This is a genomic window from Lentzea sp. NEAU-D7 (assembly GCF_026242055.1).
Lineage (GTDB): Bacteria > Actinomycetota > Actinomycetes > Mycobacteriales > Pseudonocardiaceae > Lentzea.
On the sequence record NZ_JAPJDL010000020.1, the window covers coordinates 126,975 to 141,390 of the forward strand.

At 69.2% G+C, this 14,416-nt stretch carries 15 protein-coding genes; 9 read left to right on the forward strand and 6 right to left on the reverse strand.

Annotated elements, in window-relative coordinates; all coding sequences use genetic code 11:
- Positions 1-102: 102 nt before the first annotated feature.
- Complete coding sequence (locus tag ORI60_RS33380; protein ID WP_266041981.1) at positions 103-1,527, reverse strand: M48 family metallopeptidase; 1,425 nt, start codon at positions 1,525-1,527, stop codon at positions 103-105.
- A 30-nt stretch (positions 1,528-1,557) separates the two neighbouring features.
- Complete coding sequence (gene glp, locus ORI60_RS33385) at positions 1,558-2,754, reverse strand: gephyrin-like molybdotransferase Glp (protein WP_266041982.1); 1,197 nt, start codon at positions 2,752-2,754, stop codon at positions 1,558-1,560.
- A gap of 71 nt (positions 2,755-2,825) precedes the next feature.
- On the opposite strand from glp, the gene ORI60_RS33390 reads away from it, so the two are divergent.
- The 4 genes from ORI60_RS33390 to groL all read left to right on the forward strand — a co-directional run bounded on the left by ORI60_RS33390 (position 2,826) and on the right by groL (position 6,925).
- Complete coding sequence (locus ORI60_RS33390) at positions 2,826-3,467, forward strand: AIM24 family protein (RefSeq protein ID WP_266042049.1); 642 nt, start codon at positions 2,826-2,828, stop codon at positions 3,465-3,467.
- A gap of 88 nt (positions 3,468-3,555) precedes the next feature.
- On the forward strand, positions 3,556-3,762 hold the full coding sequence (locus ORI60_RS33395) for a cold-shock protein (RefSeq protein ID WP_030470913.1): 207 nt from the start codon (positions 3,556-3,558) through the stop codon (positions 3,760-3,762).
- 90 nt (positions 3,763-3,852) lie between these two features.
- Positions 3,853-5,076 carry a serine/threonine-protein kinase gene (locus tag ORI60_RS33400; protein ID WP_266041983.1) on the forward strand — a complete coding sequence of 408 codons (1,224 nt, stop codon included), beginning with the start codon at positions 3,853-3,855 and terminating at the stop codon, positions 5,074-5,076.
- 229 nt (positions 5,077-5,305) lie between these two features.
- On the forward strand, positions 5,306-6,925 hold the full coding sequence (gene groL, locus ORI60_RS33405) for a chaperonin GroEL (protein ID WP_266041984.1): 1,620 nt from the start codon (positions 5,306-5,308) through the stop codon (positions 6,923-6,925).
- A gap of 245 nt (positions 6,926-7,170) precedes the next feature.
- Here the strand turns inward: groL and ORI60_RS33410 are convergent, their stop codons facing one another.
- The gene (locus ORI60_RS33410; RefSeq protein WP_169746023.1) at positions 7,171-7,647 is read right to left on the reverse strand and encodes a carboxypeptidase regulatory-like domain-containing protein; all 477 of its coding nucleotides are present in this window, start codon (positions 7,645-7,647) and stop codon (positions 7,171-7,173) included.
- A gap of 5 nt (positions 7,648-7,652) precedes the next feature.
- Complete coding sequence (locus ORI60_RS33415; protein ID WP_030480626.1) at positions 7,653-8,258, reverse strand: RNA polymerase sigma factor; 606 nt, start codon at positions 8,256-8,258, stop codon at positions 7,653-7,655.
- A 355-nt stretch (positions 8,259-8,613) separates the two neighbouring features.
- Between ORI60_RS33415 and ORI60_RS33420 the strand changes: the two genes are divergently transcribed.
- The 5 genes from ORI60_RS33420 (at position 8,614) to ORI60_RS33440 (ending at position 13,714) form a co-directional block, all read left to right on the forward strand.
- A complete protein-coding gene (locus ORI60_RS33420; protein ID WP_266041985.1) occupies positions 8,614-9,273 on the forward strand; it encodes a copper homeostasis protein CutC in 660 nt (219 codons plus the stop codon).
- A 79-nt stretch (positions 9,274-9,352) separates the two neighbouring features.
- Positions 9,353-10,630: an extracellular solute-binding protein gene (locus ORI60_RS33425; protein ID WP_266041986.1), complete on the forward strand. Its 1,278-nt coding sequence runs from the start codon at positions 9,353-9,355 to the stop codon at positions 10,628-10,630.
- A 2-nt stretch (positions 10,631-10,632) separates the two neighbouring features.
- Positions 10,633-11,517 carry a carbohydrate ABC transporter permease gene (locus ORI60_RS33430; RefSeq protein WP_266041987.1) on the forward strand — a complete coding sequence of 295 codons (885 nt, stop codon included), beginning with the start codon at positions 10,633-10,635 and terminating at the stop codon, positions 11,515-11,517.
- A complete protein-coding gene (locus tag ORI60_RS33435; protein ID WP_266041988.1) occupies positions 11,514-12,347 on the forward strand; it encodes a carbohydrate ABC transporter permease in 834 nt (277 codons plus the stop codon). Before ORI60_RS33430 ends, ORI60_RS33435 begins: the two co-directional genes overlap by 4 nt.
- The gene (locus ORI60_RS33440; protein WP_266041989.1) at positions 12,344-13,714 is read left to right on the forward strand and encodes a beta-N-acetylhexosaminidase; all 1,371 of its coding nucleotides are present in this window, start codon (positions 12,344-12,346) and stop codon (positions 13,712-13,714) included. Before ORI60_RS33435 ends, ORI60_RS33440 begins: the two co-directional genes overlap by 4 nt.
- Here the strand turns inward: ORI60_RS33440 and ORI60_RS33445 are convergent, their stop codons facing one another.
- On the reverse strand, positions 13,715-13,945 hold the full coding sequence (locus ORI60_RS33445; protein ID WP_030480632.1) for a PspC domain-containing protein: 231 nt from the start codon (positions 13,943-13,945) through the stop codon (positions 13,715-13,717). It lies immediately after the preceding gene.
- A gap of 85 nt (positions 13,946-14,030) precedes the next feature.
- Positions 14,031-14,414 carry a VOC family protein gene (locus ORI60_RS33450; protein WP_266041990.1) on the reverse strand — a complete coding sequence of 128 codons (384 nt, stop codon included), beginning with the start codon at positions 14,412-14,414 and terminating at the stop codon, positions 14,031-14,033.
- Between the last annotated feature and the right edge of the window lie 2 nt (positions 14,415-14,416).

Below are 14,416 nucleotides of genomic sequence, written 5' to 3' on the forward strand. Positions count from 1 at the left end.
TAGGCCCGTGCATCCCCCGACGAATGCGCGGGCCCACCGGCACCTGCAGCCAGTGTAATCCCCGTCACATGGCGTTAACAACGTCGTTGGGTGAGCGTTCCGTCACAGTCCGTCGATGCCGAGTGCGCGCAGCCTGAACCGCACGTCAGGCACCTGGTTGGCGTCCCGCACGGCCGGTGCGACCAGGTCTTCCGGGTAGACCGCAGCTCCGTCCGGCATCCGCAGCACGAACAGCCCGCCCCAGTTGAGTTCCAGCTTCGCGCGGTTGGTGGATACGAGCATGTCAGCGACCATGCACCCGAAGAGTTCCGTCACGACGTCGACGGCGGCCTCGTGGACCTCGGCCTGGGTCAGCGACGCGTCCACCGGTGCCCCGGTCAGCTTGTGCAGCTGTGCGCCCTCCAGCGCCCTGAGCACGTCGGCGACCGTCTCGCCGACCTTGCTCACCCGGCCCGCGTGCCGCAGCACGTCGGCGTGACGGCGGACCAGCACCGGCCCGGCCAGCGGGGCGAGCTCCTCCCAGGTGATCGGCGGCCCCTGCACGCCGACCAGCGCCGCGACCTCCTCCGGTGAGGTGCCACCGAGCAGCGGCCACGACGAGCGCTCGTCGACCGCCTCGGCGACGCCTCCGGTCCGCGGGTACTGCCGCGCGATGGTGGCCACCCGCTCCCGGATCGGCGGGTGGCTGTTGAACACCGACGACGGCTCCTGCGCGGCCAGCAGCGGTTCGATCTCGCGCAGCTGGTGCACGCGTCGCGGGTGGTCGAGGTAGGCGCGGAAGCCCTCCAGCAACGGAGGCGTGCGCCCCGCCAGCACGGCCAGCGACACGTACCAGCGCTTGTAGTCCTCCCAGGCGACGCCCAGCGGGCCGCCGCGCAGCAACGACCGCATCGACGCCTCGCTCCCGGCCGCCGCCACGGACACCTCGTCGGCGAAGCGCTCGTGCTTGCGGCTCTCCGACGCCGCGGCCAGCGCGTACAGCTTCGCCCACGCGTAGAGGACGCCGACGAAGGCGGTGTCCGCCCTCGTCACCAGCCCGAGGGCGGTCTGCGCACGGGAGGTGAGCGCGGAGATCCGCGTGTGCCCACCGCCGTAGTGGCCCAGCTCGTGCGCGAGCACCGACCGCAGCTCGCCGATCGTCATCCCGGCCAGCCACGGCAGGCCGAGCTCCATGTACCGGGTGCCCCGGCGTTCCCACACACCCGCGTTCGCCTTGTCGACGAGCCGGATCTCGTCGGGGCTGCGGGTGCCCGCGATCGCCGCGAGCTCGTCGACGTGCCGCCACAGCTCCGGGTGCGTCGCGCGGGTCAGCGGGACGCCCTCCGCCCGCGGGCGCGCCCAGACCGCCACGACGACCGCGTACAGCATCGGCGCGCCCACCACGAGCGCCAGCGCCAGGAGCCACCAGCCGCCCTCGGTCTCTCCCCGGCCGAAGAGGACGGCCGCGAGCACACCCAGCCCCGCGACGATGCCCACCGCGAGCACGAAGAACCCGGCGAGCATCACCAAGGCCAGCGCCGCTCTCATTTCCCGCTTCCCCCAGAAGTCGTTCTGCCGCTACTGCAGGTATCTCACGGTGACCTCTGCTCCCGCAGGCAGTTCGGTCACGTCCTCGGGCACCTCGATCAGGCAGTTCGACAGCGCGAGCGCCGACAGCAGGTGCGATCCGGGACCGCCGACCGGCGTCACGACCTGGCCGGACGAGGGGTCGTGCAGGCCGCGGCGGAACTGCGTCTTGCCCGCCGGGGACGTCAGCCCCGTCGTGATCCTCGCCTGCGCGGTGCGGCGTTCGGTCTGCTTGTGGCCCATGGACGCCATCAGCGCCGGCCGCACGAACACCTCGAACGACACCTGGGCGCTCACGGGGTTGCCCGGCAGCGACAGCACCGGCACGCCCTCGTAGCGACCGGAGCCCTGCGGCCCGCCCGGCTGCATCGCGACCTTGGTGAACTGCACGTCGTGGTCCGCGAGGGCGTCCTTGACCACCTCGTACGCGCCCGCGCTGACCCCGCCGGACGTCATGATCACGTCCACCGAGCCCAGGTACGGCTTCAGCGCCTGGTGGAACGCCTCGACGTCGTCCGGCACGAACCGCAGCTGGATCGCGACGCAGCCCGCGTCCCGCACCGAGGAGGCGAGCATCATGCCGTTCGACTCGTAGATCTGGCCGAGCTCCAGCGGCCGGCCCGGCTCGACCAGCTCGGAGCCCGTCGACAGGACCAGCACGCGCGGGCGGCGGCGCACCGGCAGCTCGGGCAGGCCGAGCGCGGAGGCGAGGCCGAGCGTGGACGGGCGCAGCACGGTGCCGGCGGCCAGCACGGCGTCGCCCTTCTGCACGTCGTCGCCGCCGATGCGGATGTTCTGGCCGGGCTGCACCGCCCGGTTGATCGTCACGGTCTCGGTGCCGCCGTCGGTCCACTCGACCTGGACCACCGCGTCCGCGCCGGGCGGGACCGGGGCGCCGGTCATGATCCGCTGCACCGTGCCGGGCTCCAGCGGCGTCAGCTCCGTGCGGCCCGCCGGGATGTCGTCGGCCACGACGAGGCGGACCGGTTCGTCCGGCTTCAGGTCGGCGGCCCGCACGGCGTACCCGTCCATCGCGGAGTTGTCGAACGGCGGCAGGGCGAGCGGCGCGATGACGTCGGCGGCGAGCACGAGCCCGAGGCACTCCTCGAGCGGGAGCTGCAGCACGGGCATCGACCCGACGAGCTCCGCGACGCGCTGGCGGTGTTCGGCGACAGAGGTGGGGGGCACGACTGCATACTGCCAACGTCGCGGTGATCGTGACGACCGCCTTGTCCCGTTTCCTCCCGGAGGTGTTGTTCGTGCAGGTCAGGACCAGGCACACACCGACGTTCGGCGTGGCGAGACTCGTCCTCGCGCCCGGCGAGGCGGTGCTGGCCGACCCGCTGACCATCGCGGCCACCAGCTACGGGCTCGTCGTCGAGGTGAAGGGCGCGGGCGTCAAGGCCGTCGCGCTGTGCACGGCGGGCGCGGAGGGCGGCTGGATCGACGCGGCGCCCGTGCTGCCGGGAGACCTGCACCAGATCGAGCTCGACGGGACGCACGGCTGGTGCCTCGCCCGGCACAGCTGGATCGCGTCGAGCAGCACCGTCGCGATGAACCCCGGAGCGCCGCCGATGCAGGCGATCTTCGGGGGCGCCGAGGGCTTCATGAACTACGCGCACGGCCAGGGCGCGGTGGTGCTCGCCTGTTACGGCGCGCTCGACCTCGTGACGCTGGAAGCGGGAGAAGCGGTGACCATCAGCAGCGATCACGTCGTGGCGTTCGCGGACACCGTGCAATGCCGTCTCCGGCCCTCCGTGCCGGATGGCGTGCAATCCATTCATACAGGTGAGGGCCTCGTGTTCGACTTCGCCGGTCCCGGTGCCGTGCTGACCCAGGCGCGCGGTCCGCGCCGGCTCACCACCTGGTTGCGCGCCAACGGAGTCAGCCCTCGTTCATGACTCCGTAAGGAGGTATCCGCGTGAGATTTCTTCTTTTAGCGTTGCGTTCTGCGCTTTGCGTGAGATGCGTGATCTGAAGGAGGACGTCTTGGCTCTCGGTACCGTCAAGTGGTTCAACTCCGAAAAGGGATACGGCTTCATCGCAACCGATGGCGGGCCCGACGTGTTCGTGCACTACTCGGCGATCCAGATGGAAGGCTTCCGGACGCTCTCAGAAGGCGACCGGGTGGAGTTCGAGGTGCAGGCAGGGCGGGACGGGCGCAGCCAGGCCTCGGACGTGCGACGCGCCGGATAACGCTTTGCGGGACACCCGCACCCGAGCCCCTGATCACGGTTTCGGCGAACCCGGAGCAAGCCGATCGGGCCGGACGTTAGGCTGCCTCGCGTGTCGGAGGACCTGAGCGGACGGCGAATCGCCCATTACCGGATCGACGGTGTGCTGGGTCGCGGTGGCATGAGCGTGACGTACCGGGCCACGGACGTGAGACTGGGCCGGAAGGTCGCGCTCAAGGTCATCGGTGAGCACCTGGCGCCCGACGCGGAGTTCCGCGAGCGGTTCGTCGACGAGGCGCGCAACACCTCCGCGATCGATCACGCGAACATCGTGCCGCTGTACGACTTCGACGAGGTCGACGGCCTGCTCTACATCGCCATGCGGCTCGTGGACGGCCAGGACCTCGCCGGGCACATCAAGGAGGGGCCGCTCACGCCCGCGCGCACGTTGACGCTGCTCGCCCAGGTGGCCGAAGCGCTCGACATGCTGCACGGCAAGGGCCTCGTCCACCTCGACGTGAAGCCGGCCAACGTGCTGGTGACCCAGAAGGAGGGCGTGCGCGAGCACGTCTACGTCGCCGACTTCGGCCTGACCCGCCGCGGCGCCACCGGCCACCGCACCCGAACGGGTGATTTCCTCGGCTCGCCGACCTACGCGGCGCCGGAACACCTGCGCGGCGAGCCCGTCGACGGCCGCACCGACCAGTACGCGCTCGCCTGCATGCTCTTCGCCTGCCTCTCCGGCCGTCCCCCGTTCCAGGGCGGCGTGCAGGAGGTCATCGCGGGTCACCTCAGCAACGTCGTCCCGGCGTTGTCGCACCTCGTGGCGCTGCCGCCGGCGATCGACGAGGTCATCCGCAAGGGCACGTCGAAGGACCCGGCGCAGCGCTACGCGAGCTGCGCCGAGCTCATCAACGCCGCCCGCGTCGCCCTGGCCGGGGTCGCGCAGGGCTCGGCTCCCGCTCAACTCGGGCCGCAGTCCGGCTCGTTCCCCGCTCAACCGCCGGTCTCCGGGCCGATGCCGGTGCAGCAGGGGCAGTACCAGGGCGGCTACCAGCAGCAGCTGCAGGACCCGGTCCGGCTGCGCCCGCCGAACCAGGTGGGCGTGAGCGCGTTCACCTCGACCGGCAAGAAGGAGCGTCCCGCGTGGTTCGCGCCGGTCGTCGCGGCCGCGGTGGCGATCGTGGTGATCATCATCGTGGTGGTCATCCTCTCGCCTGGTGACGAGCCCGCGAGGCAGCCCAAGACGAGCTCGGCCCCGTCGCTGAACATCGGCGACGAGACGACCTCGAACAAGCCGCTGCCGACCTCTGTGCCGGTGCGCACATCACGCTGAGAGTCGCCTGGGAGTAGTCCGGGTTCGCTTGCACTCGCCGTGCCCGAGTGCTAAACACGAACTAGCACTCGACACCGTCGAGTGCCAAAGAAGTGAGGCTAGGACTGGTGAGGCCCTTCGGGGTCGTCCGTCGCGGGCACCAAACCTGGTCACTCGCATCGTGTTCCGCTGTGGGCTCTGCCGGCCCGCAGTGGCCCCGGAATCCACAAAGGCGGAGGAACACACCGCAATGGCCAAGATGATTGCGTTCGACGAGGACGCCCGCCGCGGTCTCGAGCGGGGTATGAACACCCTCGCTGACGCCGTCAAGGTGACGCTCGGCCCGAAGGGCCGCAACGTCGTGCTCGAGAAGAAGTGGGGTGCGCCGACGATCACCAACGACGGCGTCTCCATCGCGAAGGAGATCGAGCTCGAGGACCCGTGGGAGAAGATCGGGGCCGAGCTCGTCAAGGAAGTCGCGAAGAAGACCGACGACGTTGCCGGTGACGGCACCACGACCGCGACCGTTCTCGCCCAGGCCCTGGTGCGCGAAGGTCTGCGCAACGTGGCCGCCGGCGCCAACCCGCTGGGCCTCAAGCGCGGCATCGAGCAGGCTGTCGAGGCGATCGCCGAGCAGCTGCTGAAGGCCGCCAAGGAGATCGAGACGAAGGAGCAGATCGCTGCTACCGCGTCCATCTCCGCCGCTGACCCCACGATCGGCGAGCTCATCGCCGAGGCGATGGACAAGGTCGGCAAGGAAGGCGTCATCACCGTCGAGGAGAGCAACACCCTCGGTCTCGAGCTCGAGCTCACCGAAGGCATGCGCTTCGACAAGGGCTACATCTCCGGTTACTTCGTGACCGACCCCGAGCGTCAGGAAGCGGTCCTCGAGGACCCGTACATCCTGCTGTTCGGCTCCAAGATCTCCACGGTCAAGGACCTGCTCCCGCTCCTCGAGAAGGTCATGCAGGGCGGCAAGCCGCTGCTGATCATCTCCGAGGACGTCGAGGGTGAGGCCCTGGCGACCCTGGTCGTCAACAAGATCCGTGGCACCTTCAAGTCCGTCGCCGTCAAGGCGCCCGGCTTCGGTGACCGCCGCAAGGCCATCCTCCAGGACATCGCCACCCTCACCGGTGGCCAGGTCATCACCGAGGACGTCGGCCTGAAGCTGGAGAACGCCGACATCTCGCTGCTGGGCAAGGCCCGCAAGGTCGTCGTCACCAAGGACGAGACGACCATCGTCGAGGGTGCCGGTGACGCCGACCAGATCCAGGGTCGCGTCAACCAGATCCGCGCCGAGATCGAGAAGTCGGACTCCGACTACGACCGCGAGAAGCTCCAGGAGCGCCTCGCCAAGCTCGCCGGTGGCGTCGCCGTCATCAAGGCGGGCGCGGCCACCGAGGTCGAGCTCAAGGAGCGCAAGCACCGCATCGAGGACGCGGTCCGCAACGCCAAGGCCGCCGTCGAGGAGGGCATCGTCGCCGGTGGTGGCGTCGCGCTGCTCCAGGCCGCCGAGGCCGCCTTCGCGGGCCTGAAGCTCACGGGCGACGAGGCCACTGGCGCCAACATCGTCAAGGTCGCCGTCGAGGCTCCGCTGAAGCAGATCGCCATCAACGCCGGCCTCGAAGGCGGCGTCGTGGTCGAGCGCGTCAAGTCCCTCCCCGCGGGCGAGGGCCTGGACGCCGCGACCGGCGAGTACAAGGACCTGATCGCCGCGGGCATCATCGACCCGGCCAAGGTCACGCGCTCCGCGCTGCAGAACGCCGCGTCCATCGCCGCGCTGTTCCTGACGACCGAAGCGGTCGTCGCGGACAAGCCGGAGAAGAACGCCGCGCCCGCCGCGCCGGACGCCGGCGGCATGGACTTCTGAGTCCGTCCGCACCGCAGTACCACCGAAAGGCCCGGTTCGCTTCGGCGAGCCGGGCCTTTCGGCATTCAGGACTTCCGTTGAGAGCTTTTGCGGTGGTGAGCCTCAGCCCCGGCCACCTGCGCGATGTGGCCGGGGCTGAGGCAGACGACCACCCCGCTGGAAAACACGGCAAAGCACGCCAGTGAACGCGTGGAAAACCCCAGGACCCCAGTAATCCGCCTAAAGCCGCCGTGGAAAGCAGAAAATCAAAGCATGATCGTGGGCGTGACCACGGTCCGTCCGGGCTCCCCGCGTGAATTCACCAGGTGCACCAGGATCTGCGTCGTCCCGGCCGGCACGTCCGGCAGCACGAACCGCCCGCCGTCGTCAGCCCGCGTGCAGGACGACTGGTGATCGGCCACCCGGACCTCGACCTCGTGCTCCCCGGCCGGCACCAGCCACCCGTCGATGCGGTGCCGCGACCCGGTCGAGGTGAAGTTCACCATCAGCGTCAGGTTGTCCACGGTGAAGGTGATCGTGCCGGTCTGCCCGCCCCGGACCCCGGCGAACGAGCCGGCGCGTTCCCACCGGGCGACCTCGACGTCCAGGGACTCCAGGGCGATCGCGAACTTCACGCGGTCCACCAGGTCGGCGGGCGGCGGGTCCAGTTCGTCCACGAGCCTGTTCAGTTCGGAGAGGACTGCGGTGTCCTCGGGGCCCCTGCGGTCGTCGCGCGGGTCGATCTCGGTCACCGCGATCCTCCTTCCGTCTCCAGGTAGTTGCGCAGCAGAGTCAGACACCGTCCCCTGGTCGGACCGATGCTGCCGTGGGGCATGGCCAGTGCCTCGGCGACTGCCCGGTACTCGGCGCGGCCCGCGAGCACGGTGAGTCGCAGCAGTTCCTGGCACCTCGTGGTCAGGCGGCCGAACGCGAGCCACAGGCGGCGGTCGCGGTCGTCCAGAAGCGTCACGTCCTCGGGCAGGCCGGTGTCGGACTCGAGCTGTTCGGCGTATTCGTCGGACAGGTGTGTTTCCCGCTTGTTGGGTGTCCAAGTTCGGCGTGCTTCACGCCTCGTCGTGACAACCAGGTACCCCACCAGGGCTTTTGGCTCGTTGATGTTCTCGATGTTCTTCAAGAACGCGAGCCACACGGTCTGCACGACGTCCTCCGCGGCGGCTCGGTCGAGGCCCTGACCGCGCGCCACGTGCCACAGCAGCGGGGTCAGTTCCGTCACCAGGACGTCCAGCGCGTGGCGGTTGCCCTCGCGTGCCGCCGCCACGCAGACCGCGTGCCGTTCGGTGCCTTCAAGCCCGTCCCACGGCGGACGGTCATCCGCCGTGTGCAGCTCGTCCATGCAGCACCTCCGATCGGCCGCCCTGTCAGCGCCGTCCGCCAACTCATGAAGGGCTAACTGGGCGGTAGATACCAAATTCACTCGATTGGAGCAGTATCGCCGCCAGGATGTCCCTCATCTTCCTCTGGGCATGCCAGCGGCCCGTGAATCCCCCTCCGAGTCACGGGCCGCCAGTGGTGGGAGCTCGCCCCGGCCGGCACCCCTCGAACCGGCTGACGCGCGCTCCACGCCTGAACCAAGCGCTCATCAAGGAAGAGCGGAACTCAGGCGAGCAGATACAGCCTCCGACGCACCGAAGGGCCCGCGCGCTCCCGATTCGCGAAAGCACATGACGAAGACCGTTATGGTCTAGACCATGCCGATTCTCGAAGTGATCGCACTGGACGCGCAGGACGCCGAGGCCGCACAGGCGGGCGGCGCCGACCGGCTCGAACTGGTCGCCGACATGGCCTCGGACGGCCTCACGCCGTCGGTCGCCACCTTCAAAGAGGTCCTCGCGGCCGTCGACATCCCGATCCGCGTGATGCTCAGGGACGCCAAGGGGTTCGCGCCCGGCGACCTGAAGGAGCTGCGCCGGAGGGCGGCCGAGCTCAGGGAGGCCGGCGCCGAGGAGTTCGTCCTCGGGTTCCTCGACGCGGGAGGGGAGATCGACGAGGGCGTCACGCTCAACCTCGCCGCCGAGCTGGAGGGGTGCGCCTGGACCTTCCACCGCGCGCTCGACAACTCCAACGACGTCTTCCGGTCCTGGGCGGCCGTGCAGGCCCTCGGGTGCGACACCGTGCTCGCCGCCGGCAGCGCGAAGGGGGTGGAGGACGGCATCGAGAACCTGAAGAAGCTCGTCACCCAGGCCCCGCCCGCGCTGCTCGTCGGCGGCGGCCTGCAGGCCCGGCACGTCCCGGAGCTCCTGGTCGCGGGCGTGAACGGGTTTCACGTCGGCAGCGCGGTCCGTCCGTCCGGATGGGACTCACCTGTCGATTCGGCATCAGTTCGGGAATGGGTCAATCGTCTGGTCTAGACCCTTGCCCTTCGCCGTTCTACAGTCACGTTGCTCCATGTGAAATGGCTGTTGCACTATATGCAATGCGGAGGGCGCGATGAGGCTGAAGGCACTTGTGGCCGTGCTGGGCGTGGGCGCGGTGGTCGCCTGCGCACCGGTGCAGTCAGGTCCGACGAGCTCGGGCACGGACGAGCAGACGGGACAGCTGCGGGTCTGGCTGTTCGACGAGGTCAACCGCGGCCCGAAGGAGGCGGTGGTCAAAGAGGCCATCTCCGAGTTCCAGGGCAAGCACAGCGGCGTCACCGTCGACGTGCAGTACATCCAGGTGTCCAGCCGGGCGGAGCGCTTCAAGGCCGCCTTCAGCGACCCGAAGAGCGCCCCGGACGTCGCCGAGTTCGGCAACACCGACCTGGCGGGCTACGTCTCCGCGGGCGGGTTCTCCGAGCTCGACCTGAGCAAGTGGGACGAGTCGAAGGACCTGGTTCCGACGATCCTCGACACGGCCAAGGTCGACGGCAAGACGTACGGCGTGCCGTGGTTCGTCGGCGTGCGCGCGCTGTACTACCGCACGGACGTGTTCACCGAGCTCGGCCTCAAGCCGCCGACGACGCTGGACGAGATCGCGCCGCTCGCCCGTGAGATCCGGCAGCGCAAGCCGGAGCTGATCGGCATCTCCGCCGGCGGCAAGTACCTGTTCGCCGCGCTGCCGTTCATCTGGGCGCAGGGCGGGGAGATCGCCAAGTCCGACGGTGGCAAGTTCACCGCCGCGATCGACAGCGCCGAGTCCAGGGCCGGTGTCGCCAAGTACACCGAGCTGATCAAGGACGACATCTGCCCGCCCGCCACCTGCGCGGGCAACGGCGGTGACGCGAGCGTCGAGGCGTTCCGCGCGGGCAAGGCCGCGATGACCATCGGCGGCGACTTCAACCGCAAGTCGGTCGACGCGTCCAGCGCGGCCGGCAAGTACGGCGTCGTGCCGCTGCCCGGCAAGACCAAGGGCTCGGTCGCGCCCGCGTTCGCCGGCGGCAACCTGCTCGGCGTCATGAAGGGCACGCAGCGCAAGACGCTCGCCAACGAGTTCACGCAGCTGCTCGCGTCGAAGAAGTACCAGCAGAAGATGTATGCGGCGATGGGCAACCTGCCGACGTTCACCGACGTGCAGAAGCAGGTCGCGGAGTCCGACAAGTTCCTGGAGCCGTTCACGAAGACGCTGCAGTCCGGCACGAAGTTCGTCCCCGTCACGCCGGCGTGGGCGAAGATCGAGGCGCAGACCGTGGTGCCGACGATGCTCCAGGAGATCGTCACCGGCGCGAAGAACGTCGACACGGCCACCGCGGACGCCGCCAAGACGATGAACGCGGCCTTCACGTCGTGAGCATGACCGCCAAAGGCCAGGGGCGGACCGCGTTCGCCTACCTGGCTCCAGCGCTGCTGGTCCTCGGGGGCCTGCTGGCCTACCCGATCTACCAGCTGGTGCTCATCTCGCTCTACGACTACGGCCAGGAACAGGTCAGCGGCGGCGCGCCGCTCGAGTTCCTCGGTCTCGGGAACTACCAGAACCTGCTGGGCAACCAGCAGTTCTGGGGTGTGCTCGGGCAGACCGTCGCCTTCGCGGCGGTCTGCGTGGTCGGCACGTTGCTAGTGGGCGCTTTTCTCGCGATCCTCGCCACGAGGGTCCGCACCTGGGTCCGGATGACGTTGTTCCTGGCGGCGCTCGGCGCGTGGTCCACGCCCGCCGTCGCCGGCTCGACGATCTGGCTCTTCCTGTTCGACGCGAACTTCGGGTTCGTGAACGAGGTCCTGGGCATCCAGGGCTTCTCCTGGACGTTCGACAAGTGGACGGCGTTCGGGCTCGTCGCGGCACAGGTGATCTGGTGCTCGTTCCCGTTCGTCATGGTGACGCTCTTCGCGGGCATCAAGGCGATTCCGGGCGAGGTGCTGGAGGCCGCGGCACTGGACGGCGCGTCGGCGTTCCGCACGGCGTGGAGCGTCACGCTCCCGTTGCTGAAGCCGATCATCCTCGTGGTGACGATCCAGTCGATCATCTGGGACTTCAAGGTCTTCACGCAGATCTACGTGATGACGAACGGCGGCGGCATCGCCGGGCGCAACCTCGTGCTCAACGTCTACGCCTACCAGCAGGCGTTCGCGGCGTCGGAGTACGGCCTGGGCGCGGCCATCGGTGTCGTGATGACCGTGCTGCTGCTGGGAATCACGATGTTCTACCTCCGCGCGCTGCGGCGGTCGGGGGAGGTCCTGTGAAGCGCTGGCTGACCGAGGGCCTCGTCCTCATCATCGCCGCCGTGGTGGCGTTCCCGCTGTTCTGGATGGTGCTGTCCGCGTTCAAGCCGGAGGACGAGATCATCTCGGCCGACCCGGTGCCCTGGACGACGCGGCCGACGCTCGACAGCTTCACGCGGGCGCTGACCGTCGCGAACTTCGGGCGCTACTTCATGAACAGCATCATCGTCGCGTTGATCGTGGTCGCACTGAGCATCCTGATCTCGTTCCTCGCGGCGACCGCCCTGACCCGCTTCCGGTTCCGCAGCCGCACGACGTTGCTGATCATGCTGCTGGTCGTGCAGATGGTGCCGGTCGAGGCGCTGACCGTGCCGCTGTTCTTCCTGATGCGGTCCGTCGGTGACAGCGTTCCGGTCTTCGGCCTGAACCACCTCGGCTCGCTCGTGCTCGTGCACCTCGCTTTCAGCCTGCCCTTCGCCATCTGGATGCTGCGGGGCTTCGTCGCCGCGGTGCCGGTGGAACTGGAGGAGGCCGCCACCCTGGACGGCGCCTCGAGGTTCCGGTTCCTGTGGCAGGTGCTGTTCCCGCTCGTCGCGCCCGGCCTGGTGGCGACGTCGGTGCTGTCGTTCATCCACGCCTGGAACGACTTCCTGTTCGCCAAGACGTTCATCATCTCGGCCGTGGAGAACCAGACCCTGCCGCTGGCTCTCCAGGTGTTCGTCAAACCCGACCAGAACGATTGGGGCGCGATCATGGCGGGCTCCACCCTGATGACCATTCCTGTGCTGATCTTCTTCGTGCTCGTGCAGCGCCGGCTCGTGTCCGGCCTCGCGGGGGCGGTGAAGGGATGAACCTGCTGCCACGCCCGGTGTCCTACATGGACGGTGGAAGGCTCTGCGAGTACAAGGGCTGGGAGACCGTCCTCGTCGACGGCCCTCCCGGCGGCTACCGGCTGCTCTCGTCCGACGACGGTGTGCTGATCGAGGCCAGCGACGCGGCCGGCGAGATGAACGCGTTGCAGACGTTGCGGCAACTGCTCGGCGCCCAGGCGTTCCGGGCCGCGGGGGAGAAACCGTCCGTCATCCCCGCGTGCGAGGTCGTCGACCACCCGCGGTTCGAGTGGCGTGGCGTGATGCTCGACGTCTCGCGGCACTTCCTGCCCAAGCGGGAGGTGCTGCGCTACGTCGAGCTGCTGTCGGTGCACAAGCTCAACGTCCTGCACCTGCACCTCACCGACGACCAGGGCTGGCGCTTCGAGGTGAAGCGCTACCCGAAGCTCACCGAGGTCGGGTCGTGGCGGGAGGACTCGAGGTTCGGCGACCGGCGTTCCGCGGGCATGAAAGGTCGTCCGCACGGCGGTTTCTACACGCAGGAGGACCTGCGGGAGATCGTCGAGTACGCACGGGCGCGGCATGTCACGGTGATCCCGGAGATCGACATCCCCGGCCACTCGCAGGCGGCGATCGCGGCCTATCCGGAACTGGGCGTGCACGGCGGTGGCGTCTGGACCGACTGGGGCGTCAACGAGCGCGTGCTCAACACCGACGAGTCCACAGTGGACTTCTACCGGAACGTGTTCGACGAGCTGATGGACGTCTTCCCGTCGGAGATCATCGGGCTCGGCGGCGACGAGGCGCCCGGCCACGAGGACGGCGTGCTCGTCCGGGCCGTCGCGGAGCACATCGTGAGCAAGGGCCGGCGGCCGTACGGCTGGGACGAGGTCCTGGACGCCCGTCCGCTGCCCGCCGGCACGGTCGTCGCGTCGTGGCGCGGCGTCGAGGGCGGCATCACGGCGCTCGGTGAGGGCCACGACGTGGTCATGTGCCCTGAGCAGCACGTGTACCTGGACTACCGGCAGTCGGACTCGCCCGACGAACCGATTCCGGTGGGAACGGTGACGACGCTGGAGGACGTCTACGCGTGGGAGCCGGTGCCCGAAGGCCTCACGGGCGAGGAGCCCGGACGGCTGCTGGGCGCGCAGGCGAACATCTGGACCGAGCACCTCGACTCGGCCCGGCGGGTGGACTACGCGGCGTTCCCGAGGCTGGCCGCGTTCGCCGAGGTCGTGTGGTCCCCGGCGGAGAAGGATCCCGGGTTCGTGCGGCGGCTCGAGGAGCACCACCTCCCCAGGCTCGACGCCCTGGGGGTGGAGTACCGGCCCCTCAACGGTCCCCACCCCTGGCAGCGACTGCCCGGTGTTCCCGGTTTCCCGCGGTGATCACATCGCGGCGTCTTCCTCGGGCATGAGGATCCAGGCGGCGACGTAGAGGAGGGCTCCGGTGCCGAACCCGAGCAGCGTCGCCGCCACCAGGATGATCCGCAGGATCGCGGCGTCCACCCCGATCATCTTGGCGACGCCGCCGCAGACACCGGCGAGCATCTTGTCGCTGCGGCTCCTGCGGAGCTTCTTGACCTGGGCTGTCGCGTCGTTGAGCACGTTGTTCGTCATGCACCAAGATTCGCCGGTTCCGGGCTCCGGCACATCGGTGACCACCCCGAACCCGACCCTGATCCGGGGTGGTGACACCAGGGTTTCAGTCGAGGCAGAACTCGTTGCCCTCGACGTCCTGCATCACGATGCAGGACTCGTTCTCCCCGTCGGCCTCCATCACGCGCACGCACACCGCGCCGATCGCCTCCAGCCGGGCACGCTCGGCCTGGAGCGCGGCGAGGCGTTCCGCACCGACGAGCCCGGTGCCCGCCCGCACGCAGACGTGCACGCGGTTCTTGACGACCTTGCTCTCGGGAACGCGCTGGAAGTAGAACCGCGGGCCCTCGCCCGTCGGGTCGGCGACCGCGGACCACGAACCGTCGCTCTCCGGCGGAGCGTCGTACCCGAGCACCTGGCTCCAGAACTCGGCGACGCGCACGGGTTCCGCGCAGTCGAACGTGATCTGGACTTTCTTGATCGACCCCATCC